25 protein-coding genes and 1 tRNA gene are annotated in these 24,906 nt (G+C 56.2%); 14 read left to right on the forward strand and 12 right to left on the reverse strand.

Going from position 1 to position 24,906, the window contains the following annotated elements; all coding sequences use genetic code 11:
- Positions 1–7: 7 nt before the first annotated feature.
- Entirely contained in the window at positions 8–2,446 is a 2,439-nt protein-coding gene (pgaA, locus tag K5E19_RS14655; RefSeq protein WP_221551878.1) for a poly-beta-1,6 N-acetyl-D-glucosamine export porin PgaA, read from the reverse strand.
- Between the two features lie 673 nt (positions 2,447–3,119).
- On the opposite strand from pgaA, the gene K5E19_RS14660 reads away from it, so the two are divergent.
- Positions 3,120–3,647 carry a helix-turn-helix domain-containing protein gene (locus tag K5E19_RS14660; RefSeq protein ID WP_221551932.1) on the forward strand — a complete coding sequence of 176 codons (528 nt, stop codon included), beginning with the start codon at positions 3,120–3,122 and terminating at the stop codon, positions 3,645–3,647.
- A 289-nt stretch (positions 3,648–3,936) separates the two neighbouring features.
- Positions 3,937–4,263 carry a hypothetical protein gene (locus tag K5E19_RS14665; protein ID WP_221551879.1) on the forward strand — a complete coding sequence of 109 codons (327 nt, stop codon included), beginning with the start codon at positions 3,937–3,939 and terminating at the stop codon, positions 4,261–4,263.
- Here K5E19_RS14665 and K5E19_RS24390 read toward each other — a convergent pair.
- The 4 genes from K5E19_RS24390 to K5E19_RS14680 all read right to left on the reverse strand — a co-directional run bounded on the left by K5E19_RS24390 (position 4,241) and on the right by K5E19_RS14680 (position 6,040).
- Entirely contained in the window at positions 4,241–4,411 is a 171-nt protein-coding gene (locus K5E19_RS24390) for a hypothetical protein (protein ID WP_409334606.1), read from the reverse strand. The genes K5E19_RS14665 and K5E19_RS24390 overlap by 23 nt on opposite strands.
- Positions 4,412–4,461: 50 nt before the next feature.
- Complete coding sequence (locus tag K5E19_RS24395; RefSeq protein ID WP_409334607.1) at positions 4,462–4,611, reverse strand: hypothetical protein; 150 nt, start codon at positions 4,609–4,611, stop codon at positions 4,462–4,464.
- 544 nt (positions 4,612–5,155) lie between these two features.
- Positions 5,156–5,231: transfer RNA gene (locus tag K5E19_RS14675), tRNA-Phe, on the reverse strand.
- A 95-nt stretch (positions 5,232–5,326) separates the two neighbouring features.
- Positions 5,327–6,040 carry a DUF554 domain-containing protein gene (locus K5E19_RS14680; protein WP_221551880.1) on the reverse strand — a complete coding sequence of 238 codons (714 nt, stop codon included), beginning with the start codon at positions 6,038–6,040 and terminating at the stop codon, positions 5,327–5,329.
- Positions 6,041–6,221: 181 nt separating this feature from the next.
- Between K5E19_RS14680 and K5E19_RS14685 the strand changes: the two genes are divergently transcribed.
- Positions 6,222–8,357, forward strand: coding sequence for an ornithine decarboxylase (locus tag K5E19_RS14685; RefSeq protein ID WP_221551881.1), 2,136 nt, complete (start codon positions 6,222–6,224; stop codon positions 8,355–8,357).
- Positions 8,358–8,411: 54 nt separating this feature from the next.
- Here K5E19_RS14685 and K5E19_RS14690 read toward each other — a convergent pair whose 3' ends face one another.
- Both K5E19_RS14690 and K5E19_RS14695 read right to left on the reverse strand, forming a co-directional pair.
- Positions 8,412–9,104: a response regulator gene (locus K5E19_RS14690; protein WP_221551883.1), complete on the reverse strand. Its 693-nt coding sequence runs from the start codon at positions 9,102–9,104 to the stop codon at positions 8,412–8,414.
- Entirely contained in the window at positions 9,094–10,731 is a 1,638-nt protein-coding gene (locus K5E19_RS14695) for a sensor histidine kinase (protein ID WP_221551884.1), read from the reverse strand. Before K5E19_RS14695 ends, K5E19_RS14690 begins: the two co-directional genes overlap by 11 nt.
- A gap of 345 nt (positions 10,732–11,076) precedes the next feature.
- Here K5E19_RS14695 and K5E19_RS14700 point away from each other — a divergent pair, with 345 nt between their 5' ends.
- The 8 genes from K5E19_RS14700 to citG are packed head-to-tail and all read left to right on the forward strand — an operon-like array spanning position 11,077 to position 18,430.
- Complete coding sequence (locus K5E19_RS14700; protein WP_014885210.1) at positions 11,077–12,438, forward strand: 2-hydroxycarboxylate transporter family protein; 1,362 nt, start codon at positions 11,077–11,079, stop codon at positions 12,436–12,438.
- 17 nt (positions 12,439–12,455) lie between these two features.
- Entirely contained in the window at positions 12,456–13,319 is an 864-nt protein-coding gene (locus K5E19_RS14705) for a fumarylacetoacetate hydrolase family protein (protein WP_059312234.1), read from the forward strand.
- Positions 13,320–13,329: 10 nt separating this feature from the next.
- Entirely contained in the window at positions 13,330–14,352 is a 1,023-nt protein-coding gene (gene citC, locus K5E19_RS14710) for a [citrate (pro-3S)-lyase] ligase (RefSeq protein WP_221551885.1), read from the forward strand.
- Between the two features lie 16 nt (positions 14,353–14,368).
- On the forward strand, positions 14,369–14,662 hold the full coding sequence (citD, locus tag K5E19_RS14715; RefSeq protein ID WP_008499773.1) for a citrate lyase acyl carrier protein: 294 nt from the start codon (positions 14,369–14,371) through the stop codon (positions 14,660–14,662).
- Positions 14,659–15,534, forward strand: a complete 876-nt coding sequence (gene citE, locus K5E19_RS14720; protein WP_029740740.1) for a citrate (pro-3S)-lyase subunit beta — start codon at positions 14,659–14,661, stop codon at positions 15,532–15,534. The genes citD and citE overlap by 4 nt, the downstream gene beginning before the upstream one ends.
- Positions 15,535–15,544: 10 nt before the next feature.
- Positions 15,545–17,062 (forward strand): citrate lyase subunit alpha, encoded by a 1,518-nt coding sequence (citF, locus tag K5E19_RS14725; protein ID WP_221551933.1) that lies wholly within the window; start codon positions 15,545–15,547, stop codon positions 17,060–17,062.
- Between the two features lie 2 nt (positions 17,063–17,064).
- Positions 17,065–17,604, forward strand: a complete 540-nt coding sequence (citX, locus tag K5E19_RS14730; RefSeq protein ID WP_221551886.1) for a citrate lyase holo-[acyl-carrier protein] synthase — start codon at positions 17,065–17,067, stop codon at positions 17,602–17,604.
- Complete coding sequence (citG, locus tag K5E19_RS14735) at positions 17,582–18,430, forward strand: triphosphoribosyl-dephospho-CoA synthase CitG (protein ID WP_221551887.1); 849 nt, start codon at positions 17,582–17,584, stop codon at positions 18,428–18,430. Before citX ends, citG begins: the two co-directional genes overlap by 23 nt.
- Before the next feature lie 34 nt (positions 18,431–18,464).
- Here the strand turns inward: citG and K5E19_RS14740 are convergent, their stop codons facing one another.
- From K5E19_RS14740 to mutY, 4 genes are all read right to left on the reverse strand, one after another.
- The gene (locus K5E19_RS14740; RefSeq protein ID WP_221551888.1) at positions 18,465–19,721 is read right to left on the reverse strand and encodes a nucleoside permease; all 1,257 of its coding nucleotides are present in this window, start codon (positions 19,719–19,721) and stop codon (positions 18,465–18,467) included.
- Positions 19,722–19,946: 225 nt separating this feature from the next.
- Complete coding sequence (gene mltC, locus K5E19_RS14745; RefSeq protein WP_221551934.1) at positions 19,947–21,023, reverse strand: membrane-bound lytic murein transglycosylase MltC; 1,077 nt, start codon at positions 21,021–21,023, stop codon at positions 19,947–19,949.
- A gap of 124 nt (positions 21,024–21,147) precedes the next feature.
- Entirely contained in the window at positions 21,148–21,420 is a 273-nt protein-coding gene (locus K5E19_RS14750; protein ID WP_023309138.1) for an oxidative damage protection protein, read from the reverse strand.
- Positions 21,421–21,446: 26 nt separating this feature from the next.
- Positions 21,447–22,499, reverse strand: a complete 1,053-nt coding sequence (gene mutY / locus K5E19_RS14755) for an A/G-specific adenine glycosylase (protein ID WP_221551889.1) — start codon at positions 22,497–22,499, stop codon at positions 21,447–21,449.
- Between the two features lie 144 nt (positions 22,500–22,643).
- On the opposite strand from mutY, the gene trmB reads away from it, so the two are divergent.
- Genes trmB through K5E19_RS14770 form a run of 3 tightly spaced genes read left to right on the forward strand, consistent with a single transcriptional unit; the run spans position 22,644 to position 24,463 of the window.
- Positions 22,644–23,363, forward strand: a complete 720-nt coding sequence (gene trmB, locus K5E19_RS14760; protein WP_114980011.1) for a tRNA (guanosine(46)-N7)-methyltransferase TrmB — start codon at positions 22,644–22,646, stop codon at positions 23,361–23,363.
- Positions 23,363–23,689 carry a YggL family protein gene (locus tag K5E19_RS14765; protein ID WP_010435485.1) on the forward strand — a complete coding sequence of 109 codons (327 nt, stop codon included), beginning with the start codon at positions 23,363–23,365 and terminating at the stop codon, positions 23,687–23,689. Before trmB ends, K5E19_RS14765 begins: the two co-directional genes overlap by 1 nt.
- Before the next feature lie 57 nt (positions 23,690–23,746).
- The gene (locus K5E19_RS14770) at positions 23,747–24,463 is read left to right on the forward strand and encodes a DUF2884 domain-containing protein (protein WP_221551890.1); all 717 of its coding nucleotides are present in this window, start codon (positions 23,747–23,749) and stop codon (positions 24,461–24,463) included.
- An 82-nt stretch (positions 24,464–24,545) separates the two neighbouring features.
- On the opposite strand, the gene K5E19_RS14775 is transcribed toward K5E19_RS14770, so the two are convergent.
- On the reverse strand, positions 24,546–24,884 hold the full coding sequence (locus tag K5E19_RS14775; protein WP_221551893.1) for an endonuclease domain-containing protein: 339 nt from the start codon (positions 24,882–24,884) through the stop codon (positions 24,546–24,548).
- Positions 24,885–24,906: the final 22 nt, after the last annotated feature.

The following is a 24,906-nucleotide window of genomic DNA, read 5'->3' on the forward strand; positions in this document are numbered from 1 at the left end:
TTCATCCTTAAAAGCGTAAAGTCGCGTCGAACGTGACGGAGAGGTTGCTCTCGCGTTTGCCGTCGTAAGGGCGCTTGTCCCAGTTCAGCATCACGCCGGTATCAATAACGTTGTTCCACTGAACACGTTGGCCGTAACCCAGCAGGGCGATGGCGCCAGCGGACTGATTTTTCTGCCAGTAGCTGCCGCCTCCCGCCACGAACTGCTGGCTCCAGAGGGTGTCGTAATGGCGGACCATTTCATGGTCAACGGCCAGGGCAGCCGTCACGGACAGATCCCGCGCCGGGTTGTAATAGAGCGTGTCCCGCAGGCTGTTTTTACTGGCGGCAATCCCCGGTTCGAGATCCAGCGTCAGGGACGGGGTCTGCCAGAGACGCTCCTTGCCCGTGAGGATGTATTCCTGGCGACGGTTATGGTCGGAGAAGCGGCTGAGGGCGGCGCTGAACTGGTACTCACGCCGCTCGTTTTGGTACCAGCGCACCCCGCCTTCACCCCGGTTAGCGCTAATTCCGTTGCGTAAGGCCCGAAGGGGCGTAGTGCGCGACAGGCGTTCAAGGCTGCCGCTGACCTGCCAGCTATCGGTCACAAAGTACGTCGTTGAGAGGCGAGCGCCCGGCTTGTTTTCACCGTGATAGCGGTTGCTGGAGAGCTCGGCTTCGAGCAGCAGGTCGCGTGGCCGCCATTCGACGCCGCCCAAAAGGTGACGGCTGGTGCCTTTGCCTTCATCGAAATTACTCTGCGCGTAGCGGGTTCCGGCAAACAGCCGCCAGTTGTCCGCTACGGGTGGGCCATAGAGCGTGGCGTCCCAGTTCAGGTCGTGTGTCCCGCTCACGGGGCTATCGGAGTGCAAGCCCTTGCTTGCGTTGAGGCGCAGTTCGGACATGTGGTGGACCGTTCGGAGCCTGTCGAGACGCCTGGCGCTGCGGTCGGCGGGCGCGCGAGCCAGCACGTCGTCGGCCAGTAAATCCATCTGTCGCCACTCCTGCAGGTCCATCGCGACGTAGGCCTGCTGCTGCTCCAGCTCTGTATTGGACGGCTCCAGCGCCTCTGCCGTTTTCAGCTTTTGCTCGGCCGCGCGCGGCAGGCCCCGCGCCTGAAGCAGGGTGGCGTAGTCAATCTGTAGCCCCTGATTGCCCGGCGCCGTCGTCGCCAGATGGTGCGCCAGCTCTTCGGCTTCCGGCAGGGCATTCGTCGCGAGTAAATAGTTAAAACGGAGAGACTGCCCGGTAAGCCACCTGTCGTTCGGCTGAGGGGTAGGGGAGCCGAAATCGTAACGGGTCCAGGGAATGTCGCGGGTCTGGCGCTCAACGTACTGGCGGGCGGACTGATACTGTCCCGTATCCAGCCTGGCGTAGAAAAGCGCGTGCTCCTCGTCCTGCGGGTCGGAAGCGTATTGCGGGTAGCGTTGCAGAAGCGCGAAGGCGGCGGCCGCGTTTTTCTCCTGCAGATACGCGGAGATGACCCAGCCGATTGCCCAGCCCGGCACCGGATGCTGGGCAGCCGTAAGATCCTGATATTCGCTAATCACCTGTGGGTAATCAGCATGGGCGTACAGCGCACCAAGTCTGTCGATACGCGCAAGGACGACGTCTTCCGCCGCCTGCGGATCGTTTTGCCAGCGGGCAAGCAGAGCGTCGTAACGATTCAGCGCGGATTGCGCAAGCTGCAGGCGCTCCTTTTCTGTTCTGCCAGGCACATCGGCAAGGCGAACGAGTTCGGCGGCGGCATTACGCTCAAGACGACGACGCTCCGCGGGGGGCAGCGTCACGCGTTGTGAAAGCTGGAGCGCGGGGGTATTCACCCGGCTATCCGTAAGCGCGTCGATCTGCTCGCTAAGGAGCGCTTTATTCTCCGGCGCGATATTCAGCGCGCGCGTGTCTGCCAGCAGCCGATCCCAGCTTTTTCCCTGGCGTAACCAGACATACGAGAGCGTCTGAAGATGCGCCTGAGAGGGATTTTCCACCACCAGCCGTTGGGCTTCCTCCAGGGCAAGCGTATCCATGCGGGCATCGGCCAGGGTTTTGATATAGCCGATACGGTAATCGTCGTTATCCGGCGCAAGGCTACACGCCTCTTTCCAGAGCGCCAGGGCCGGCTGCCACGCTTTTTGATTTAGCCTGGCTTGCGCGACGGCAGCAACGCCGCGGGCGGGCAGCGGCATATAAATGCCGTAACGCTGCCAGACCTGAATAACCTCGTCATCATGACCCGCCCAGGCTGCAACCTGTAACCAGTCCGCAACTTGTTCAGGCGTCAGGGCATGCTGCTGCTGATAACGCTGAAGATAATCAAGAAACGGCGTGTAATTACCGTTACGCGCCTGTTGAATCTGTTGCTCATAAACGGATTCAGTCGCCTGCGCCAGAACAGGAAAGAAGAATAACAGGAACAATAATGTTGGGGTGCGATAAAAGAATAACGTATTGAAGCGATGCGATCTTTCCATATCTATTTGCCATTTGTTTATCATGAATCCATTGCATAACACGGCCGCCTTTAAACTCAGCGTTAAAGGCCATAAATGAGAACATTAAATCTGAATGCGGTGATGTTACGGGATACTTACGTAAAGGTAATTATGGATCCTTATCTCAGTGGACTGGGTGAAAGCTAATGTACACCTGATATGTTGCCTGATAAATATGTTGAAAAGCGGGTGTGCCGTTTTGAGATAATTCTGGTTTGAGCTGTTTTTCGCGTTTTAATTGAATTGATGGGTTATTTATAAGTCATTGAAAATAATTTATTTTATTTTTATTGTGACAGTTTTGTATATATTTTTTATACGGTTTTATTGTGTCAATTAAAGTACTTTCTGGTTCATATTTGGGAAGTTTCATGACAAAAATTCTTAATGTTTAGAGAAGTGACTTTTCTGCGATTGTTTTTTATTTATAATTAATGTCAGTCATTGAATGATAGTCTACAGGAAGTCTTACTCGTCAATGTCTTTATTGAGGGGTGTCCAAAGCCAGAATACATTTATCGTTAATATTACAGCGCTATAAAACGAAGGCGGCCTTCTTTCTGAGGGATTGTTCTTGCTTTAATCTAAAAAGGGATGGTTAGTGGCAACTTCAATAGTGTTAGTGACTCAGGATCGCTACCTTGTGCGGGGGATGCGGATTTTTTTTCCGGATATTATCCTGCTCGACAGGATTGATAGAAAGATATTTGATAACGGTGCAGATGAATATTCTGTCTTGATTGATAGTCGTTCTCCGCTCCGTTTATATGATTACCTGATACGCCATCCGGCCAGAGCGAAAAAAACAATCTGCTGCGTTATGCTTGATATGCGACACCGCGAGGAGAATCTGCTCAGTATGAAGTTATTTATGAACGCGTCGCTCACCGCGCCGGATATGGCCTCGCTGTTTAATCTGGTGCTCAATATGAAGGGCAGACGCCTGACCACGCGGTGGCTGCTAAATTTACGGCTTAGCACGCACGAAGCGATCATGCTGCGGTTGCTGAGGGCAGGGATGTCGATGGAAGCCATTGCCGATGAGCTGAATACGTCGGTGAAAAGCCTCTATCGCAAACGAACGACGCTCTCGGAACGCCTGGGAGCGGAGAACTTCAACGAGGCGTGTTTGTTTATCTTTAAAAACAAACTGCTGGACGCAGGTGGGAACGATCCCTAGGGTGGGGAGAAACCAAAAGCATAAAACTGACTTGCGGGCGGTATTCTGAGTTTAAAGAAATATGGAGGCGGCCAACATCCTTGTTTTAGCTATGGATTTACTATGGCTCAAAACGACAGAAAGGACCTTGTATGGGCACGGTTGAAGAGACGGGATGCCGCCCCTCTAAGATATCTTCAACTATTTGATATATATATAAATTTGATAATTATCGTCAACTAGCGATTTATCCATAAAATTAAGTTAAATTTCGTCAAAGGTTTCAGTGAGTTATGGGACAGATAACAGGATGACCAGCGAAGAAGCACTTTTAAAATCGGGTTTTAGTAAACGAGATCTTCAAAAGCTTAAAAACAATATTGAGAATTACGGTGGTTCGTTTGATAGCGTAACTCATGATCTGGCCAATCGTTTTAAGGCAATGAAGTGGATAACTATTATTGCCTTCATCATACTGGCTTTAACTCTTTTACTTGCATCGAAGGACACAAGCCTGACACTTGCGATCACGTTATTGATTGTACTACCTTTTATCTGGTATATAACGCCAGCAAAACTTGGCTACAAATCCTGGCGTTATCGTAAAATGCTGACTAATTCTGGGACGGGTCGCTGACGGAAAACAGATCAAAAATAATCTTAGCCTTCACGCCATAACCAGCTATTTTCATTGTAAGCTGCGGGCGACTCAGTGTGCTCACCTTTCGGTAATAGTCTGTGGGCATATAACGAAACAGTCGCCAGGTACATGGTCGCCATAACAAGCCAAAAATAGTATACGCATTAGCGGCCAGTGAGATTGATTTGTAGACACCTAGCTTCGAGTCAGACCATCGCTGAGATGAAAAGCCGACAGTGTATTGGCTGTATTTACCAGCTTCCTGGCTTCCATATTCACCATAGTTTCCGCCCAGGCTTTATTTCTTCCACCTGAGCGCATCATGTCAAGCAATGCTGCATCCATTGTCATTCCTCTCAATTGCTTTACCGGCGTCTGTTTAGACTGATAAACGGCTCCCTTTGACAGCCATGCGTGCCAACGCATGCACAATATAGTAGCAATGTAGTTACGGGGTCTGAAGCAGAAGTCGCTTTTTGCAGCTACACTCCCCGGCCGACTAGACGGCTTTCACCGGGCATCACCGGAAGTATCAGACCAGATTTTTGCTCAATGGCATCAATGAGAAGCCTGTTCTGGCTTGATTGGACGCAGTAAGTAGGGAAAGGGCAACACCAGCGGAAAGCCAGCCGTTTTTGTCGGGAATTTCACCATCAATCAGGCCGGATGTGCAGCACGACTGGACGTTTTCGGAGGCCCTGAGCAATCCGGTATATGTCCACTGTTTAGTAGGTGCCGTTTCGGTCTTTGGTAGGCTTTATCATAATGCCCATTTTGTACCACCAGGAAGCGGGGCCGGAGGATAGATAAGGGGGGGAACTACTGATAAACCAAGAAGTTGTTGACTCAGAAAGCAAAAACCCGCCTTTTGGGCGGGTTCTTTAAATAGTGGTGCCCGGACTCGGAATCGAACCAAGGACACGGGGATTTTCAATCCCCTGCTCTACCGACTGAGCTATCCGGGCAACGGGGCGCATTAAACCCGATCTGCCCCCTGCCGTCAACGAAAAATGTTGTTTTCGTTACAGACTGCGCAATCTCTCACCATTTCGCCGCATCCTTAAGCGAAAAAGTGCGTCCAGAGCGCGGAGAGCGGCATGGCGAGCAGCAGTGCGGGCAGCATGTTCACCACGGCGAACATCTTAATCCCACAGATGCGCAGCCCTGTCGCCAGCAGCAGCAGGCCGCCGACGGCGGTGAAGTCTGCCATCATCGCTGGCGTGGTGAGCGGGAGAATCAACGTGGCGCAGGTGGCGAGCGCGAGCTGGATCAGCAGCATTGGCACGCAAATCGCAGCAACGGCAATGCCGAGCGTGGTGGCAAAAATGGTGGCCGTAAAGAAATCAAGAAACGCCTTCGCAATCAATATGCTTGGGTCGCCCGTCATCCCCTCCTGCATCGAACCGAAAATCCCGGTGCCGCTGGCGCAAAACAGAATAATTATCGCGACATAATTTTGAATAAACGACTCGTGCGTGCCGTGTTTCGCCTTGCCGGGGCGGGCAATCAGGTTTTTGGCTTTGCCTACCGCATTATTGATGCCTTTTTCCAGGTAGCAAAATTCGCCAACGAGCGCGCCGAGGAGGGTCGCCAGCACCATCACCGGCAGGTTTGCGCATTTGATCACCAAAAGGATGCCGATGCCTAACGAGGCCAGGCCAAATATGGAGGGCATCGAGGTGCGAATACGCTCCGGCAACCGCTGGCTTAACACTGCGCCGAGTACGCCGCCTAATAAGACGGCACCGGCGTTGATAAAGGGTCCAATTACCACCGTTAACTCCTGTTACTTAATCATTGGTATTGCATGATTATGACACGACAACGCTGCATGACGCTTAGCTTTGCAAGGCTAAGTGCATACTGATTCCTTCTTGCGCCTAAAAATAAAAGGTGACATTATTGCGCGAATTTTCTCCTCCCTGTCTCACCGCCCGGTGAGGGTAACTGCGCCTATGAAAACCATGAAAATTGCCGTCAGCCGCGAGCTGGTCTCTACTGTGTCTACTCACCGGGAAATGGTGACGCTGGATAACACCGATTTTACCGACGTGGCGGCAGTCGTCATTACGGTCGCTGAAAGCTGTAGCGGCATCCTTGCGCTGCTGAAACGTACGGGCTTTCAGCTTCCGGTATTTATGTTCTCGCAGGAGCCGACGAATGTTCCTGAAGGGGTCACTGCTGTAATCGCAGGAAAAGCGCAGGAGTTCCTGGAACTGGAGTCTGCCGCCTGCCGTTACGAAGAGGATCTGTTGCCGCCTTTTTTCGACACCCTGAGCCAGTATGTCGCGATGGGCAACAGCACTTTTGCTTGTCCCGGGCATCAGCACGGCGCGTTTTTCAAAAAGCATCCCGCCGGGCGGCAGTTTTATGACTTCTTCGGTGAGAACGTGTTTCGCGCCGATATGTGCAACGCCGACGTAAAGCTGGGTGATTTACTGATCCACGAAGGGTCCGCCAAGCATGCGCAAAAGTTCGCGGCGAAGGTGTTCAACGCGGACAAAACTTACTTCGTGCTGAACGGCACGTCCGCCGCGAATAAGGTTGTCACCAATGCGCTGCTGACCCGCGGTGACCTGGTGCTGTTCGACCGCAATAACCATAAATCTAATCACCACGGCGCGCTGATCCAGGCGGGAGCCACGCCGGTCTACCTTGAAGCGGCACGTAACCCGTTTGGTTTTATCGGCGGGATTGACGAGCATTGCTTCGACGATGCGTATCTGCGAAATCTGATCCGTGACGTTGCGCCGGAAAAGGCCGATGCGCCTCGCCCGTTCCGTCTGGCTATTATTCAGCTGGGCACCTATGACGGGACGATCTACAACGCCCGTCAGGTGATCGACAAGATCGGCCACCTCTGCGACTACATCCTCTTTGACTCCGCCTGGGTGGGCTACGAGCAGTTTATCCCGATGATGGCGGAAACGTCCCCGCTGCTGCTGGAGCTGAACGAGAACGATCCTGGGATTTTCGTGACCCAGTCGGTGCATAAGCAGCAGGCCGGGTTCTCGCAAACGTCACAGATCCATAAAAAGGATAACCACATCCGCGGTCAGGCGCGCTTCTGCCCGCACAAGCGGCTGAACAATGCGTTTATGCTGCATGCCTCCACCAGCCCGTTTTATCCGCTGTTCGCCGCGCTGGATGTGAATGCCAAGATCCATGAAGGTGAAAGCGGACGCAGGCTGTGGGCGGAGTGCGTAGAGCTGGGGATTGAGGCGCGCAAGGCGATCATTGCCAACTGTCATATGATCAAACCCTTTATCCCACCGGTGGTGGCGGGGCGGCCGTGGCAGGATCATGCGACACACACCATCGCCAGCGAGCGTCGCTTCTTCAGCTTTGAGCCAGGCGCGAACTGGCACGGTTTTGACGGCTACGCCCGTGACCAGTATTTTGTTGATCCGTGCAAGCTGCTGCTGACCACGCCGGGTATTGATGCCGAAACCGGTAACTACACCGAGTTTGGTATCCCGGCGACCATTCTGGCGCACTACCTGCGCGAGAACGGCATCGTGCCGGAGAAGTGCGATCTCAACTCAATCCTGTTCCTGCTAACCCCTGCCGAAAGCAGCGAGAAGCTGGCGCAGCTGGTGGCGATGCTGGGACAGTTTGAACAGCACATTGAAGACGACACACCGCTGGCCGACGTGCTGCCGACCATCTATCAGAAGTATCCTGTGCGCTACCGTGATTACACGATCCGCCAGCTGTGCCAGGAGATGCACGATCTCTACGTCAGCTTTAACGTGAAAGATCTGCAAAAGGCGATGTTCCGCCGGGAAAGCTTCCCCGACGTTGTGGTGAACCCGCAGGATGCTAACCAGGAGTACATTCGCGGGAACGTGGAGCTGGTGCGTATTCGCGATGCCGAAGGACGCATTGCCGCAGAGGGCGCGCTGCCGTATCCGCCGGGCGTGCTGTGTGTGGTGCCGGGTGAGGTCTGGGGCGGAGCGGTACAGCGCTATTTTCTGGCGCTGGAAGAGGGCATTAACATGCTGCCGGGCTTCTCGCCGGAGCTGCAGGGTGTCTACAGCGAGAAGGATGCCGACGGGATTAAGCGGCTGTATGGGTACGTTTTAAGATAGCGTGGGCTGTTGCCCTCACCCTAACCCTCTCCCACAGGGAGAGGGAACGTTTCATCAAACCGCACTACGTTTGTACATCCTCCTCGGATGCCCAATTTTCCCGTACAGCATCTCCACGCTGAGAAACCCCGCCTCCACGCAGTGTTCCAGATAGCGCCGGGTGGTGGTTTTACTCAAACCCGTTTCACTCACGACTTCATCCACGGTAAAGCAGTGCGTTGCCTTGTCGTTGAACAGCGTTTGTACCCGCGCCAGCGTGTTCTCTTCAATGCCTTTGCTGCCGTTGTCCTGACGGTAATTTTTAGCCTGCAATTGATAGAGGGAATCCACGTTCTGCTGGTCGACAATCTTCCAGACCCGCTGCTGCTCGGTAAACTGCACGAAGCGCTCCAGCGACTGGCTGAGCCGCTTCCAGGATACCGGTTTGAGGATGTAGTCAAACGCGCCGTTGCGGATGGCCTGGCTGCAGGTGTCCATGTCACTGGCGGCGGTGATGAAAATCACCGAGCAGTTGGCGCGAGCCAGCATTGGGTTGCTGATAAGCGTGATGCCTTTGCCGTCCGGCAGGTAGTTATCCAGCAGCATCAGTTGAGGCTGCTTGCTCTCAAGCTGCGTCTGCGCGTCAGCCAGTGAAGAGGCAATCCCGACCAGCCTCAAACGCGGGTGTTTACCGATCAGCTCCGCGTGCAGTTGCGCCAGTTCGTTCTCGTCTTCAACAATCAGTACGTCGATAAGTTCATGTTGCATAATCAGTATCTTCCAGTTCTTGTGCGGGACGCCGGGCAGCTCCCGTGGCGGGAATAAACAGTGAGAAAATGGCACCGCGCGGCGTGTTATCCGCAACTTCGATGGCGCCGCCCGCCTGCGTGACGTAGCTTTCAATCAGATACAGGCCAATACCGTGATCGCCGCGCGTTTTGGTGGTAATACCGCGCTCAAATATCCGCTCACGGATCTCCGGTTTGATGCCAATACCCTGGTCGGCGACTTCGATGATGAGTTCCTGTTCGCTCAGTTTGATCAGCACTTCAACCGGCGCATGCGGAAGCGGGGCGCGTTGTGTCGCTTCAATCGCGTTATCCAGCAGGTTCCCGATAATCGAGATGAGTTCCGATTCAAGCAGCGGCAGGAAGGGTTTATCCATCCGGCAGGCGGGGTCGAAGCTCAGCTCGACGCCCTTCTCCCGCGCACGCGCGGCTTTGCCTAACAGCAGGCCGCACAGCGTCGGAGAGCTGAAGCGCGACGAGATAAAGTCCAGCAGCTCCTGCGCGTGTTCCGACTGCGCCTGAATATAACCAATCGCCTCTTCATAGCGGCCCATGTGCAGCAGGCCGGAAAGGGTGGTCATCCGGTTGAGCTGCTCGTGGCGCATAATGCGCAGGTTATCAACGTAGCGTTTAACCTGGCTGAGCTGGGCGCTGAGCGAGTCGATCTCGTTGCGATCCCGGAAGGTGATCACCCAGCCCTGTAGCGAATTTTCCAGCATGATCCTTACCCGGCTGGCAATGACCGTCAGATCGTTAAAGCGGCAGATTTCGTCATGGGTGTCTTTCGCCAGCATGGTTTGCGTATTGAAGAACGGAACAGGATCGATCACCTGGCTAATCAGCTGTCCGCGCAGCTCGCGGGCGGGCTGGCTTAAGCCTAAAAGCTTGCGTGCCGCCTGGTTGATCACTTCGATGCGTAGATCGTCATCGATAGCGATGACCCCTTCATAGATGGATTCCATCATCGCTTTCTGCTGGCGCACCAGCAGGCCAATTTCGCGTGGCTCCAGCGAGAAGATCTGCTTCTTAATACTGCGGGTGAAAAACCAGGAGAAGACAAACAGGGCGATCAGCAGCAGCACGGCGGCAATCAGAATGTTAACCACTTTATTGACGGTGATGGTGTCCAGATAGCTGGTGAGATAGCCCACCGAGACAATCCCTACAACGTGCCCCTGATCGTTAAAAATCGGCGCTTTACTACGAAGTGAAATACCCAGGCCGCCCTTGCGGATAGTGGTCGTGCTTTTACCGTGCAGAACCTCGTCGTTATCGCCGCCGACCAGCGTTTTGCCCACCCGGTCAGCAAAAACCGAGTGAAACAGGTGCAGCCCTTTATTATCGCCAATCACAATAAAACTGGCGTCGCTGTGGGCCGCTATTTTCTGCATAAAGTCGCGGATGCCGTTGATATCTTTCTGTTCGACTTCTTTTCGCAAAGTAGGAATAAGCGCAATTTCTTCGGCCTGTATTTTTGCACGTGCACTCATTTCCTGATAAAGCTGTCTTCCGACGTCGACGTAATAATATCCACCCAGTAATGCAAACAGTACCGAGAAAAAAGCGACCAGCGAAATAAACAGCTTGATCTGAAATGACACTTTCATAACTATCACGCCGGGTATCAACAAGGCAGGCTAATATATCATCTTTTCTCGTGGTGACGTCCGCTTTGCGGAAAACTTGTGATCCCTTGCACAGCAGCGCCTGTAAAAGATTTATCCGAAACGCCAGGCGTCTTAAGGCTAAATTAATAAATGTTATTTATTTGTTCACTTAAGAAAAGAAACCATAAAAACCACGGCAATAAATAAGGTATAAATCACATTAAATAAAAGAAACCATTAAAACCATAGCTGCCATTAAAACTTCGCTTTTAATATGCCATTCCTCACATAAAGTAAGCCTTTGTGACTCTAAGCTGAACGCACAAAATAACCAAGGGGCTTATTATGAGCACAACTGACGATTCTTTCTCTGTTACCCACGACCCGATTGAAATTCAGCGACCTTCGCTCAAAGAGCGCTGGTGGCATATTATGGATACCTGGAAAATCGGGATTATTCCTCTGCCGCTGTTCGTTCTGGCGGGCGCGCTGATTGCCATTGATTGCCTGGGCGGAAAACTGCCGAGCGATATCGTGGTGATGGTGGCCACGCTGGCCTTCTTCGGCTTTGCCTGCGGCGAGTTTGGCAAACGTCTGCCGATTGTCGGCAAGCTCGGCGCGGCGGCGATTTGCGCCACCTTTATCCCTTCCGCGCTGGTCTATTACGGCCTGCTGCCGGACGTGGTGGTCGAGTCCACCACCAAGTTCTATAAATCCACCAACATTCTCTATCTCTATATCTGCTGCATTATCGTCGGCAGTATCATGAGCATGAACCGCACGGTACTGATTCAGGGCTTCCTGCGCATCTTCTTCCCGATGCTGTGCGGCGAAATCGTCGGCATGCTGGTGGGGATGGGCGTCGGCCTGGCGCTGGGCCTTGAGCCGTTCCAGATCTTCTTCTTTATCATTCTGCCGATTATGGCGGGCGGCGTCGGGGAAGGGGCAATCCCGCTTTCCATCGGCTATGCCACCCTGCTGCACATGGACCAGGGTGTGGCGCTCGGCCGCGTGCTGCCGATGGTCATGCTCGGCGGTCTGACGGCAATCATCATCTCCGGCTGCCTGAACCAGCTCGGTAAGCGCTACCCGCACCTGACCGGCGAAGGCCAGCTGATGCCTAACCGCGCGAATGCCGATACCACCGTCTCTCAGCCTGCGTTTTCCGGCAAAGCGGACGTCACCACTATCGCCTCTGGCGCGCTGCTGGCGGTGCTGCTCTACATGCTGGGCATGCTCGGCCACAAGCTGATTGGCCTGCCTGCTCCGGTTGGCATGCTGTTTATGGCGGTGCTGGTGAAGCTCTGCAACGGCGCCTCTCCGCGCCTGCTGGAAGGCTCGCAGGTGGTGTACAAATTCTTCCAGACCTCCGTGACCTACCCAATCCTCTTCGCCGTCGGCGTGGCCATCACCCCGTGGCATGAACTGGTGGCGGCGTTCACCGTCAGCAACCTGCTGGTGATTGTCAGCACCGTTTCCGCGCTGGTCGCCACCGGCTTCTTCGTCGGCAAAAAAATTGGTATGCACCCGATTGATGTCGCCATCGTCTCCTGCTGTCAGAGCGGGCAGGGCGGTACCGGCGACGTGGCGATCCTGACCGCAGGCAACCGCATGAGCCTGATGCCGTTCGCCCAGATTGCTACCCGTATCGGCGGGGCGATTAACGTCTCTATCTCACTGCTGATTCTGGGCAACTTCCTCGTTTAAGTTTTCAGGAAAGAACAATGAAACTCGCAAGCTTTTTATACCAGGGAAAACGCAGCTACGGCATCGTCCAGGCCGACGGCGTGATTGATTTAGGCCGCCGTCTCGGCGACCGCTACAGCGACCTTAAGGCGCTGTTGCAGGGCAACGGGCTGGCGCAGGCCACCCGCTACCTGAACGACGCCGTGGACGTGCCGCTGAGCGCCATCACCTTCTTACCGGTGATTGTGCAGCCGGAAAAAATCCTCTGCGTGGGCATGAACTACGCCGACAAGCGCAAGGAGTTTGACCAGCATAACCCGGCCCCGACGCTGTTTGTCCGCTTCCCGGATTCACAGACCGGCCACAACGAGCCGGTGCTGAAGCCGCGCCACTCCAGCGAATTCGACTACGAAGGCGAGCTGGCGGTGATCATCGGCAAAGGCGGGGAGAACATCAGCCGTGACGACGCCCTGCGCCACGTGGCGGGCTACAGCTGCTACATGGACGGATCCGCCCGCGACTGGCAGCACACCTGGTTTACCGCCGGTAAAAACTGGCGGCAGACCGGCGCGTTTGGCCCGTGGATGGCGACGGCGGATGAGATCCCGGATCCGCACCAGCTGGCGATCCGCACCTGGCTGAACGGCCGCATGGTGCAGGAAGACAACACCAGCAGCATGATCCACAAGGTTGCGGAGCTGATCGAGTACATCAGCACCTTTACCCGCCTCAGTCCGGGCGATGTGATCATCACCGGATCCCCGGGCGGAGTGGGTAAAAAGCGTAACCCGCCGCTGTTTATGAAAGAGGGCGATCGCATTGAGGTGGAGATCGAGCATATCGGTCATCTGAGCAACGTGATCGTGGAAGCGCCGGCCGTTGGGCTTGCGGCGGCACACTGAGTAAGGCGGCATGAACAGTCAACCCATCGAATTTCGCCACACCCTCGTGGCGAAGCATCCGGAACGCTTAAGCCAGATCCGTTACCTGCTGGCAGACAGCGGCCTTGGCCTGGACAACGACATCACGCTTTTTGTCGAAGCCTGGTCTGGCGCGCAGCTGGTGGGTTGCGCAGGGCTTGCTGCCAACGTCATCAAATGCGTGGCGGTTAACGAACAGCTTCGCGGCGAGAACCTCAGTGCGCGGCTGCTGGCAGAGGTGGAAAATGCGGCGCTGGAGCGCGGCCATTTTCACCTCTTCCTCTGCACCCGTCCGTGTAACCGGGAGCGCTTTGCGCGCAGCGGCTTCTGGCCGATTGCCCAGAGCGGGAACAACGCGGTGCTGATGGAGAACACCCCGCAGGGGATCGAGCGCTACTGCCGTTCCCTGCGCGCGAAGCGCAGGTGCGGGGAGAACATTGGCGCGATAGTGATGAACGCCAATCCGTTCACCCTCGGCCACCGCCATCTGGTGGAGCAGGCGGCGACGCGGTGCGACGCCCTGCATCTGTTCGTGGTCCGTGAAGACGCCTCGTTCTTCCCGTTCAGCGCGCGCCTCGAGATGGTGCGCGCGGGCGTGGCGCATCTGCCGAACGTGGTGGTGCATGAAGGCTCGCAGTACATCATCTCCCGTGCCACCTTCCCGGCCTACTTTCTGAAAGAGACCGGCAAAGTGCAGCAGGCGTGGAGCGAGATTGACGTGCTGATCTTCCGGGACTTCATCGCCCCGGCGCTCGGCATCACGCACCGCTTCATCGGCTCGGAGCCGTTCTGCGATATCACCCGCCAGTACAACCAGACGCTGCACGACCTGCTGGCCTCGCATATCGAGGTGGTGGAAATGCCGCGCATCAAGGCCACCGGCAACGCTATTTCAGCGTCTGAAGTGCGCCGTTTACTGAAGACACAGCAGTTTTCCCGGATCCGGGAGATTGTCCCGGACTCCACCTTCGCGCATCTCGAAACGCATTACCGTGCGAGTGCGGAAGTCGCTTAACTACCAGGAATTTATCATGAAAATTGTAAGGGAGGCGCTGGCCGGAACGCAGGAGTCCAGCGACCTGATGGTGAAAATCGCTCCCGCTCACGGCGAGCTGGAGATAGTCATCCACAGTGAAGTGATTAAGCAGTTTGGCGAGCAGATTCGCCAGGTGGTCAACGACACATTGCGCGCCATGAACGTGCACCAGGGATTAATCATTATTGAAGACAAAGGGGCGCTGGACTGTGTGATCCGCGCCCGCCTGCAAAGCGCGCTGATGCGTGCCGCAGATGAACAGGCCATCAACTGGGGGGCGCTGAAATGAGCAAACTCCGCCGCAGTATGTTGTTCCTGCCGGGCGCCAACGCCGCCATGCTCTCCACCGCCTTTATCTACCGTCCCGACTCCATCATGTTTGACCTTGAGGATGCCGTTGCCCTGCGCGAGAAGGATACCGCGCGCATGCTGGTGTTCCACGCGCTTCAGCATCCGATGTATCAGGATATTGAAACCGTGGTGCGTATTAACCCGCTCAGCACGCCGTTTGGCCTGCTGGATCTGGAAGCCGCCGTGCGGGCCGGCGTGGACGTGATCCGCCTGCCGAAAACCGACACGCCGGACGATATCTACGAGCTGGAAGGCCACCTTGAGCGTATCGAACGTGAGTGCGGGCGCGAGGTCGGCTCCACCCGCGTAATGGCGGCGATTGAATCGGCCATTGGCGTCATTAACGCCGTGGCGATTGCCCGCAGCTCTCCGCGCCTCATCGGCATCGCGCTGGCCGCCTTTGACTACGTGATGGACATGCAGACCGAGCGCGGCGATGGCACCGAGCTGTTCTACGCCCGCTGCGCCGTGCTGCATGCCGCCCGCGCGGCGGGCATCGACGCCTTCGACGTGGTGTGGTCAGACGTTAACGACGAGGCCGGGTTCCTGCGCGAGGTCGATCTGATCCGCAAGATGGGCTTCAACGGCAAATCGCTGATTAACCCGCGCCAGATTGACCTGTTGCACAACGCCTACGCCCCGACTCAGGAAGAGGTGGATCACGCCAGAAGGGTGATTGAAGCGGCAGAAGAGGGCGAGCGTAACGGCCTGGGCGTGGTGTCGCTCAACGGCAAAATGGTGGATGCACCGATTATTAACCACGCGCAGGTGGTGCTGGAGCGCGCGGCGGCCTCCGGCGTGCGTCGGTAAGGATGAGATGATGAATCAGACAGAACTTCTTCACGTGAATTTTCCCCATCTGCGGGACTTAAAACCCTTTGATACCGCCCACAGCGCCACGCCGTGGCTGGCGGACAGCGACGCGAAGCACAGCCGCAAGCTCTGCGCCTCTGTTGAAGAGGCCGTTAAGCGCTGCGGCCTGCAGGACGGGATGACCATCTCCTTCCACCATGCGTTTCGCGAAGGCGACCGGGTGATCAACACCGTCGTGGCGCTGCTGGCGCGGATGGGCTTCAAAAACCTGACGCTGGCCTCCAGCTCGCTGATGACCTGCAACGATGCGCTGATCGAGCATATTGAAAGCGGCGTCATCACCCGGATTTACACCTCCGGAATGCGCGGCAGACTGGCAGACGCCATCTCCCACGGGCTGATGGACGAGCCGGTGCAAATTCACTCCCACGGCGGGCGCGTGAAGCTGCTCCAGGACGGCGAGCTGAATATCGACGTGGCGTTTCTCGGCGTGCCGTGCAGCGATGAGTTTGGCAACGCCAACGGAACGCACGGCAAATCGTGCTGCGGCTCGCTCGGCTACGCCATGGTGGACGCGCACTTTGCCCGCAAGGTGGTGCTGCTGACCGAAGCCCTGGTGCCGTTCCCCAATATGCCCGCCAGCCTGGTGCAGGACCAGGTGGACTACATCGTGCAGGTTGAAAGCGTAGGCGACCCGGCGAAAATCAGCGTCGGCGCGGCGCGCGTCACCAGCAACCCGCGCGAGCTGATGATCGCCCGCTATGCGGCAGACGTGATTGAACACTCGGGCTACTTCAAGCAGGGCTTCTCGATGCAGACTGGCTCCGGCGCGGCGGCGACCGCCTGCACCCGTTTTATGGAAGAGAAGATGGAGCGCAGCGGCGTGAAGGCCCGCTTTGCGCTCGGCGGCATCACCGGCAGCCTGGTGGATCTGCACGAGAAGGGGCTGATCGAAAAGCTGCTCGACACCCAGTGCTTTGACGGCCAGGCGGCGGCTTCGCTGGCGCGCAACCCGAACCACGTGGAGATCTCCACCAACGTCTACGCCAACCCCGGCAGCAAGGCGGCAAGCTGCGACCAGCTCGACGTGGTGATCCTCAGCGCGCTGGAAATCGACGTCGATTTCAACGTCAACGTGATCACTGGCTCCGATGGGGTGATGCGCGGCGCGTCCGGCGGTCACTGCGACGTGGCTGCCGCGGCGAACCTGACCATTGTGGTCGCGCCGCTGCTGCGTAGCCGTATTCCGACGGTCGTGAAGCGGGTTACCACGCGACTCACGCCGGGCGAAAGCATCGACGTGCTGGTCACCGACCACGGCATTGCGGTCAATCCGGCGCGCCCGGAGATCCGCGAGCGGCTGCTGGACGCCGGGCTGAAGGTTGTGGACATCAGCGCGCTCTACGAGCGGGCGATTTCCCTGACCGGCGTACCGAAACCGATTGAATTTACCGACAAAATTGTCGGGGTGATCCGCTACCGCGACGGCAGCGTGATCGACACCGTGCGACAGGTAAAGGAGTAGTTATGACAACAGCGACACCCGTGCGGGCGGGTGTTAGCCTGGACGAACTGCTGGCGGCGAAAGATCGCCGCGCGGCGCGCCTGGCTGACATGCTTGAGCACTATCAACAGCCGGTGATCTCCCTCACGCTGGTCACGCCGGGAGAAATCAAAGACAGCCTGCGCTATCGCAATACCATGGGCGTGGCGCTGCAAATGTGCGACCAGCTGCTGTGGGAGAACCGCTGGCAGGTGCTGGACCGCCAGGTGCTGTGGCTGCCGACCGGGCCAGAAGCTCTGTGGTGCGTGGCCCATCCGGCGGCGGAAATCAAAGCGCACTGTGCGGATCTGGAGCAGACGCACCCGCTCGGCAGGCTGTGGGATCTGGACGTGATCTGCCCTCAGCACGGCCACGTCGGGCGTCAGTCGCTGGGGGCGAATCTCAGGCGCTGCCTGATCTGCGACGAGCCCGCTCACGCCTGCTCCCGTTCGCGAAAGCATCCCGTTGAGCAGGTGATTTCCCGCGTGGAGAAGACGATCGATGACTGGTTTGCTCGCGACTAAAACGCGCCCGGTTGACGTGCCCGCGCTTGCCGAAGCGGCGCTGTGGCAGGAGCTGGAGCTGACGCCCAAGCCGGGGCTGGTGGACAAGCTCAATAACGGTTCCCATCGCGATATGGACCACGCGCTGTTCGTCCGCAGCATTGCGGCGATTACGCCGTGGTTTTCGCGCTTTGCCGAGCTGGGTAACGCGCATGCGGATAAACCCGCTGACGCACAGCTTCGGATTATCCGCCCGATGGGGATGGCCTGCGAGCAGGCGATGTACGCCGCGACGAACGGAGTGAACACCCACAAGGGCGGGATTTTTGCCCTCGGCCTGCTGTGCTTCGCCGCCGAGCGTGTGAAAAATATCACCGCGGACAGCCTCTGCTGTGAGGTAAGTAACATCTGCCACGGGCTGGTTTCGCGAGAGCTCGTCGGGCGCAGCGGGCAGGCGACGGCAGGCGAGCGGCAGTTTCAGCAGTACGGCCTAACCGGCGCGCGCGGCGAGGCGGAAAGCGGCTTTGCGACGGTGCGTAGGGCGCTGGCGCAGTGGAACGGACAGTCGCTTCACGGCCTGCTGCTGCGCCTGATGGCGATTAATCAGGACAGCAATCTCGTGTCGCGCGGTGGCATTGAAGGGCTGCGCTACGTTCAGGGCTACGCGCGGGAATTACTGGCTAATGGCTGGGATCGCGAGGCGTTGCTTAAGATGGATAAGGCATTGATTGAACTGAACCTGAGCCCGGGCGGCAGTGCGGATTTGCTGTCGGTGGGGTGGGTGCTGTCTGCAATAAATAGCCGGGTGGCGGCTTCGCCTAACCCGGCCTACGGTTTGGTTTTGTAGGCCCGGTAAGCGTTAGCGCCACCGGGCACAACAATCAATGCGCGATCGGCTGCGCACCGTGTGGTTCACGCACGTGCTTGTACTTGAACAGCGCGATAAACGCGAAGAACAGCACCAGCGAGTACGCGGCGAAGATCAGCCACACGGGCTGCCAGTCGGTGATGCCGTTAGTGGTGTACATCTCAACCACTTTACCGCTCACCACGCCGCCCAGAATACAGCCGAAGCCGTTGGTCATCATAAGGAACATACCCTGCGCGCTGGCGCGGATTTCAGGCTTCACCTCTTTTTCCACGAACACCGAACCGGAGATGTTGAAGAAGTCGAAGGCGCAGCCGTAAACGATCATCGACAGCACCAGCAGCACGGTGCCGAACGCGCTCGGGTCGCCGTAGGCGAACAGGCCGAAGCGCAGCATCCACGCCGCGATACTGATCAGCATGACGTTTTTGATGCCGTAGCGGCTCAGGAAGAACGGGATGGTCAGGATGAACAGCGTCTCAGAGATCTGAGAGATGGACATCATCACCGACGCGTGTTCGACGATAAAGCTTCCGGCAAACAGCGGGTTGTTATCGAAGCTGTGCAGGAAGGTGTTGCCGAACATGTTGGTGATCTGCAGCTCAGCGCCCAGCAGCATGGAGAAGATAAAGAAGATCGCCATGCGCTTGTTTTTAAACAGCGCGAACGCGTCCAGGCCGAGCATGGCGCTCCAGCTCTGGTTTTTCTGCTGGTTTGATACCGGGATGTGCGGCAGCGTCAGGGTAAACACGGCCAGCACCACGGAGAGTGCCGCACCGATATAGAGCTGCATATGGCTCAGTTCAAAGCCCGCGAAGCTCACGCCCCACATCGCCATGATAAAGCCAATGGTGCCCCAGATACGGATGGGCGGGAAGTCGGTCACGATGTCCATGCCCGCAGACTTGATGCGGTGGTAGGAGATGGTGTTGATCAGGCCAAGCGTTGGCATATAGGCCAGCGAGTTAAGCAGGATCACCATGAACATCGCCCCCGGAGTGGTCACTTCGGCCGCCATAAACAGCGTCCCCGCACCCACCAGATGGCAAAGCATGTACAGCCACTTCGCACTTAACCATTTATCCGCCACGATACCGAGCAGCGTTGGCATGAAGACAGCCGCAATACCGAGCGAACTGTATACGGCACCGATAGACGCACCGTCGAACTTGAGCGTCACAAACATATAGGAGCCGAGTGTAGTCAGCCAGCTACCCCACAGGCAGAACTGCAGAAACGACAAAATTTTAAGCTGCAGCTTAAGGTTCATGTTACTTTCCTCACAAGTGAGCGGGAGATATGTTGTTTTTGGAACATTCAGGGTTGTTATTTGATGCAATTCTATCAGTTGGCAACGATATGTTTTGTTACCTCCCGCAAAAAAATGCAATCCACATTAATTTGCAGTTTGGATTGTGATGCAAATAACATTTTCGTATGGGTGTTCAAGTTCCCTCTCCCTTTTGGGGAGAGGGTTAGGGTGAGGGGGCGTTTTTTAGCGACGACGATAGTTCTTCTGCGCCGTATTCACCTTATACAGATAGCGGCGTGATTCCGCAGACGGGTGACGAGTGGTGAGGGTTGAGTAGACATCCCCCGGCGCCATGCTGTTGATGATGTTCGCGGCCTGCACCTTGTCATTTGAGAAGACGCGCAGCACGCTGCCCGCACCGCCGTTATAGGCGGTGATCACCGCATAGCGGCGCGACGTTGGGTTATCAATGCCGCCCAGGTAGACATTGTTCAGCATCGCCAGGTAGGCCGTGCCGGTATCAATGTTGCTCTGCGGATCGAACAGATAGCTGCGGCTCGGCGTGCCGGATTTCCCCTGCGCGCGGAAGACGTCTTTCCCGGCGCTGTGCTGCACAACCTGCATCAGCCCCAGGGCATCGGAACGGCTCACCGCGTACGGGTTAAACGAGGATTCGGTCTGCATAATCGCCAGGATCAGCGACTCATCCACGCCGTACTTACGCGAGGCCTGACGCACCATTCCAATGTACTTATGCGCACGCTTGTCGAGGTGGTTCGGCACCAGGTTGATGGTGATGCTGTAGATGATCTTCAGACCGTTAGAGCGGCTTTTCAGGCGCGTCTGCAGCAGGTAGTCGGCAAATTTCGTGGCGCGACCTTCCCAGCGGATCGGCTGACCGGTCTGATCGACAACCTGGCCGTACAGGAACGGCTCTTTCGAGATAGTGATATCGTCGGCATCGGAGTAGAGATCGATAGATCCCGGATCGTCACCCATCAGCAGGGTTTTGATAATCGCCTGACGGAGTCGTGCCGCAGGGTCGGTGCCTGCGATGGTCTCAACGGTGATCGTACCCTCATCAAAGTTGATGTGGCTACGGGTCTGATAGGCATCGGTGTACTTAACGTAGTCCTTAGGTCCTGCAATCAGAACTTCGTTAAATCCCCATATATTCTCGATGTTGTGGGCAAACTGCCCCATCAAAATGTCAAAACCGTTGGTGTCCTTAACCCAGGCTTCGTTGTAATCATCGCCTTTTTTGGAAGAACAAGAGACAAGCAACGGCGCAACAAGAGCTAGCGCTAAAAGTTTTTTCATCATTCCGGGAGTGCGTGTTGTGTTTGCTTAGTCGTTGCTATTGCCCGGCGGCGCTACGCTTGCACGGGCCTACGGTTTTGTAGGCCGGGTAAGCGCAGCGCCACCCGGCAACAGCCGCTCGATATTATTTTTCCGGTGGCGTATAGCCTTCGATGTGCACGTCTTTGCCTTCGAACAGGAAGCTCACCATCTCCTGCTCCAGCAGCTTGCGGTGTTCCGGGTTCATCATGCTGAGTTTTTTCTCGTTGATCAGCATGGTCTGCTTTTTCTGCCACTGTCCCCAGGCTTCTTTGGAGATTTCATTGTAGATGCGTTTACCCAGGTCGCCCGGATAAAGCTGGAAATCCTGGCCTTCAGCGTCACGCTGCAGGAAAGTACAAAAAATCGTTCTGGCCATACTCATTCCTCTTTTTCTTGTCGATGCTAAACCATTGCACCGGCACGTAATTGTTGTAACAGGCGCTCCACGGGAGCCGCCAGTCCGACTGATGGCGGTTGCGCTAAGTTATACCAGAGAGCGGTGCCTTCATCCATGCACGCGGCAAATGACGACACGGGAAGCCACATGGGTACAATATCCAGGTGGAAATGGCTGAAGGTATGGCGAAACGCGGTTAGCTGCGTCAGGTTATCGGCAGCAATCCCGCGCTGTTTAAGCCATTCACGCAGCAAATCTTCATTTTCAAACTGTGGGAAGCAGTATAGACCACCCCACAGACCGCTCGGCGGACGCTGGGCGAGGAAGACCTCGTCGCCGTGCTGCATCAGCAGCATATAGCCGGTGCGCTCCGGCAGCGTCTGTTTGGGTTTCTTACCCGGATATTGCGCCCATGAATGGTTGGCATACGCCACGCAGAGATTATTCACCGGGCAAAGCTCGCATTTTGGTTTTGAGCGCGTGCAGACCATCGCGCCGAGATCCATCATCGCCTGGTTGAAACGCTCGACGCCGTTGGCCGGGGTGACCGCTTCACTTATTTCCCAAAGACGTTTTTCAACGTCCTTCTTCCCCGGCCAGCCGTCGACGGCATAGCAGCGTGCCAGCACGCGCTTCACGTTGCCGTCGAGGATCGGGAAATGCTTGCCTAAAGACAGGGAGAGAATCGCGCCTGCGGTGGAGCGCCCGACGCCGGGGAGATCGGCCACCTCGTCGAAGGTTTCCGGGAATTTACCGTTGTGGCGCGTCGCGACCTGCTGTGCGGCCTTGTGAAGATTACGCGCGCGGGCGTAATAGCCCAGGCCGGTCCACAGGTGCAGGACCTCGTCCAGTGGCGCGTTGGCCAGATCGGTCACCGTCGGGAAGCGTGCCATAAAACGCTCGAAGTATGGAATGACCGTGGCGACCTGCGTTTGTTGCAACATCACCTCGGAGAGCCATACTTTGTAAGGCGTTTTTTCAATTTGCCAGGGCAGGGTTTTACGCCCGTATTTGTCGTACCAGTCCAGCACCTGGGCTGAAAATTGAGAGGCTTGCATGGTCATCGATTCGCATAATCAGGGACGCAGATTGCAGCACAGCGTCAATCTGCTGTAAACCGGATCTTTCCCATGCTTGCATAGAAGCCTTAACTTTGGATAATGCCCGTTTCCCGAACACTCTCACAAGCAGACAACTCTTTTATGAAAAACGACGTCATTTCACCGGAATTTGATGAAAACGGTCGCCCGCTGCGCCGTATTCGCAGCTTTGTCCGCCGTCAGGGCCGCCTGACAAAAGGGCAGCAACATGCGCTGGACAACTACTGGCCGGTGATGGGCGTTGAGTTCACTGAACAGCCTGTCGACTTTGCCGAACTGTTCGGTCGAGAAGCGCCTGTGACGCTGGAGATCGGTTTTGGTATGGGCACCTCGCTGGTGACCATGGCGAAAGCGCGACCGGAGCAGAACTTCCTGGGTATAGAAGTGCACTCGCCGGGCGTCGGTGCATGCCTGGCAACGGCCCACGAAGAGGGCGTTGAGAACCTGCGCGTCATGTGTCACGACGCGGTGGAAGTGCTGCACAAAATGATTCCTGACAATTCTTTGAACATGGTTCAGCTCTTTTTCCCTGACCCGTGGCACAAAGCACGTCATAATAAACGCCGTATCGTTCAGGCACCGTTTGCCGAGCTGCTGAAAAGTAAGTTAAAACTGGGCGGCGTCTTCCACATGGCAACCGACTGGGAACCTTATGCGGAACATATGCTGGAAGTGATGTCGTCGCTGGACGGCTATAAAAACCAGTCTGAAAGCAACGACTATGTACCGCGCCCGGATTCACGTCCGGTGACAAAATTTGAACAGCGTGGCCATCGTCTTGGTCACGGTGTATGGGACTTAATGTTCGAGAGGGTGAAATAATGGCAAAGAATCGTAGCCGTCGTCTGCGTAAAAAGATGCACATCGAAGAATTCCAGGAAGTGGGCTTCTCTGTTGCCTGGCGTTTCCCGGAAGGCACCAGCGTTGAGCAGATCGATCAGGACGTTGACGCGTTCATCAATGACGTGATCGAGCCAAACAAGCTGGCCTTCGACGGTAGCGGCTATCTGGCGTGGGAAGGTCTGATCTGCACCCAGGAAGTCGGTAAATGCACCGAAGAACATCAGGCGCTGGTACGCAAATGGCTTGAAGACCACAAGCTGGAAGATGTTCGCATCAGCGAACTTTTCGACGTTTGGTGGGACTAATAAAGCAAGTACAGGGCCAGCATTAGCTGGCCCATTTTGTCTGAGGGAGTGTTAGAGATGCGCAAAACGTTGCTGGCGGTTGCTTTACTGGCAATCGGAACCACCGCCCATGCGGAGTATAAATGTAGCGTCACCCCGCGTGACGACGTGGTGTTAAGCCCGCAAACCGTGCAGGTCAAAGGCGAGAACGGCAATCTGGTGATTACGCCGGATGGCAACGTGACGTTTAACGGCAAGCCGCAAAACCTGACTGCCGCCCAGCGCGAGCAGGCCAAGGATTACCAGGCCGAGCTGCGTACTGCACTGCCGTGGATTAATGACGGCGCGCTAACCCGCGTTGAGAAAAGCCGCGTGGCGCTGGATAAAATCATCACCAAAGAGGTGGGGGAGAGCAGCAATATGCGCACCCGCCTGACGAAGCTGGACAAGCAGCTGAAAGAACAGATGAACCGGATTATCGAGAATCGTACCGATGGTCTGACGTTCCACTACAAGGCGATTGATCAGGTCCGTGCTGACGGACAGCAGCTGGTTAACCAGGCGATGGGCGGCATCCTGCAGGACAGCATCAACGAGATGGGCGCCAAAGCGGTGCTGAAAGGCGGTGGTAACCCGCTGCAGGGCGTGCTGGGCAGCCTGGGCGGCTTGCAGACCTCCATTCAGAACGAGTGGAAAAACCAGGAAGACGATTTCCAGCAGTTCGGCAAAGACGTGTGTAAACGCGTGGTGTCGCTGGAAGATAGCCGGAAGGCGCTGGTGGGGACGCTGAAGTAAGTCCTCTGCGCGCTGGGCCCCTCACCCCGGCCCTCTCCCCATGGGAGAGGGAGTTAGAGTTCCCTCTCCCTGTGGGAGAGGGTTAGGGTGAGGGCATCAGGCATTGCAGCCGTTGAAGAATGATATTTAACACTTCATCTTCGTTAACGCGAAATTCATTATTCCAGAACCGTAAGACTTCCCATCCGTTCGTATTCAAAAACGCGGTACGACGTGAATCATAGTCCTCTTCACCCTGATGTTGTCCCCCATCCAGCTCAACGATCAGTTTCGCCTTAAAGCAGGCAAAATCGACGATATAGGCCCCAATCGGCATCTGACGGCGAAACTTATACCCAAAGAAGCGACGACCCCTGAGCAAATACCAGAGGCGTAATTCTTCGGGCGTCATTTCTTTGCGGAGTTGTTTTGATTTTTCCATCCCCACACTCTGCCAGCCTTTC

Origin of the sequence: Enterobacter sp. RIT637 (assembly GCF_019718755.1) — a bacterium.
Taxonomy (GTDB): Bacteria; Pseudomonadota; Gammaproteobacteria; order Enterobacterales; family Enterobacteriaceae; genus Enterobacter.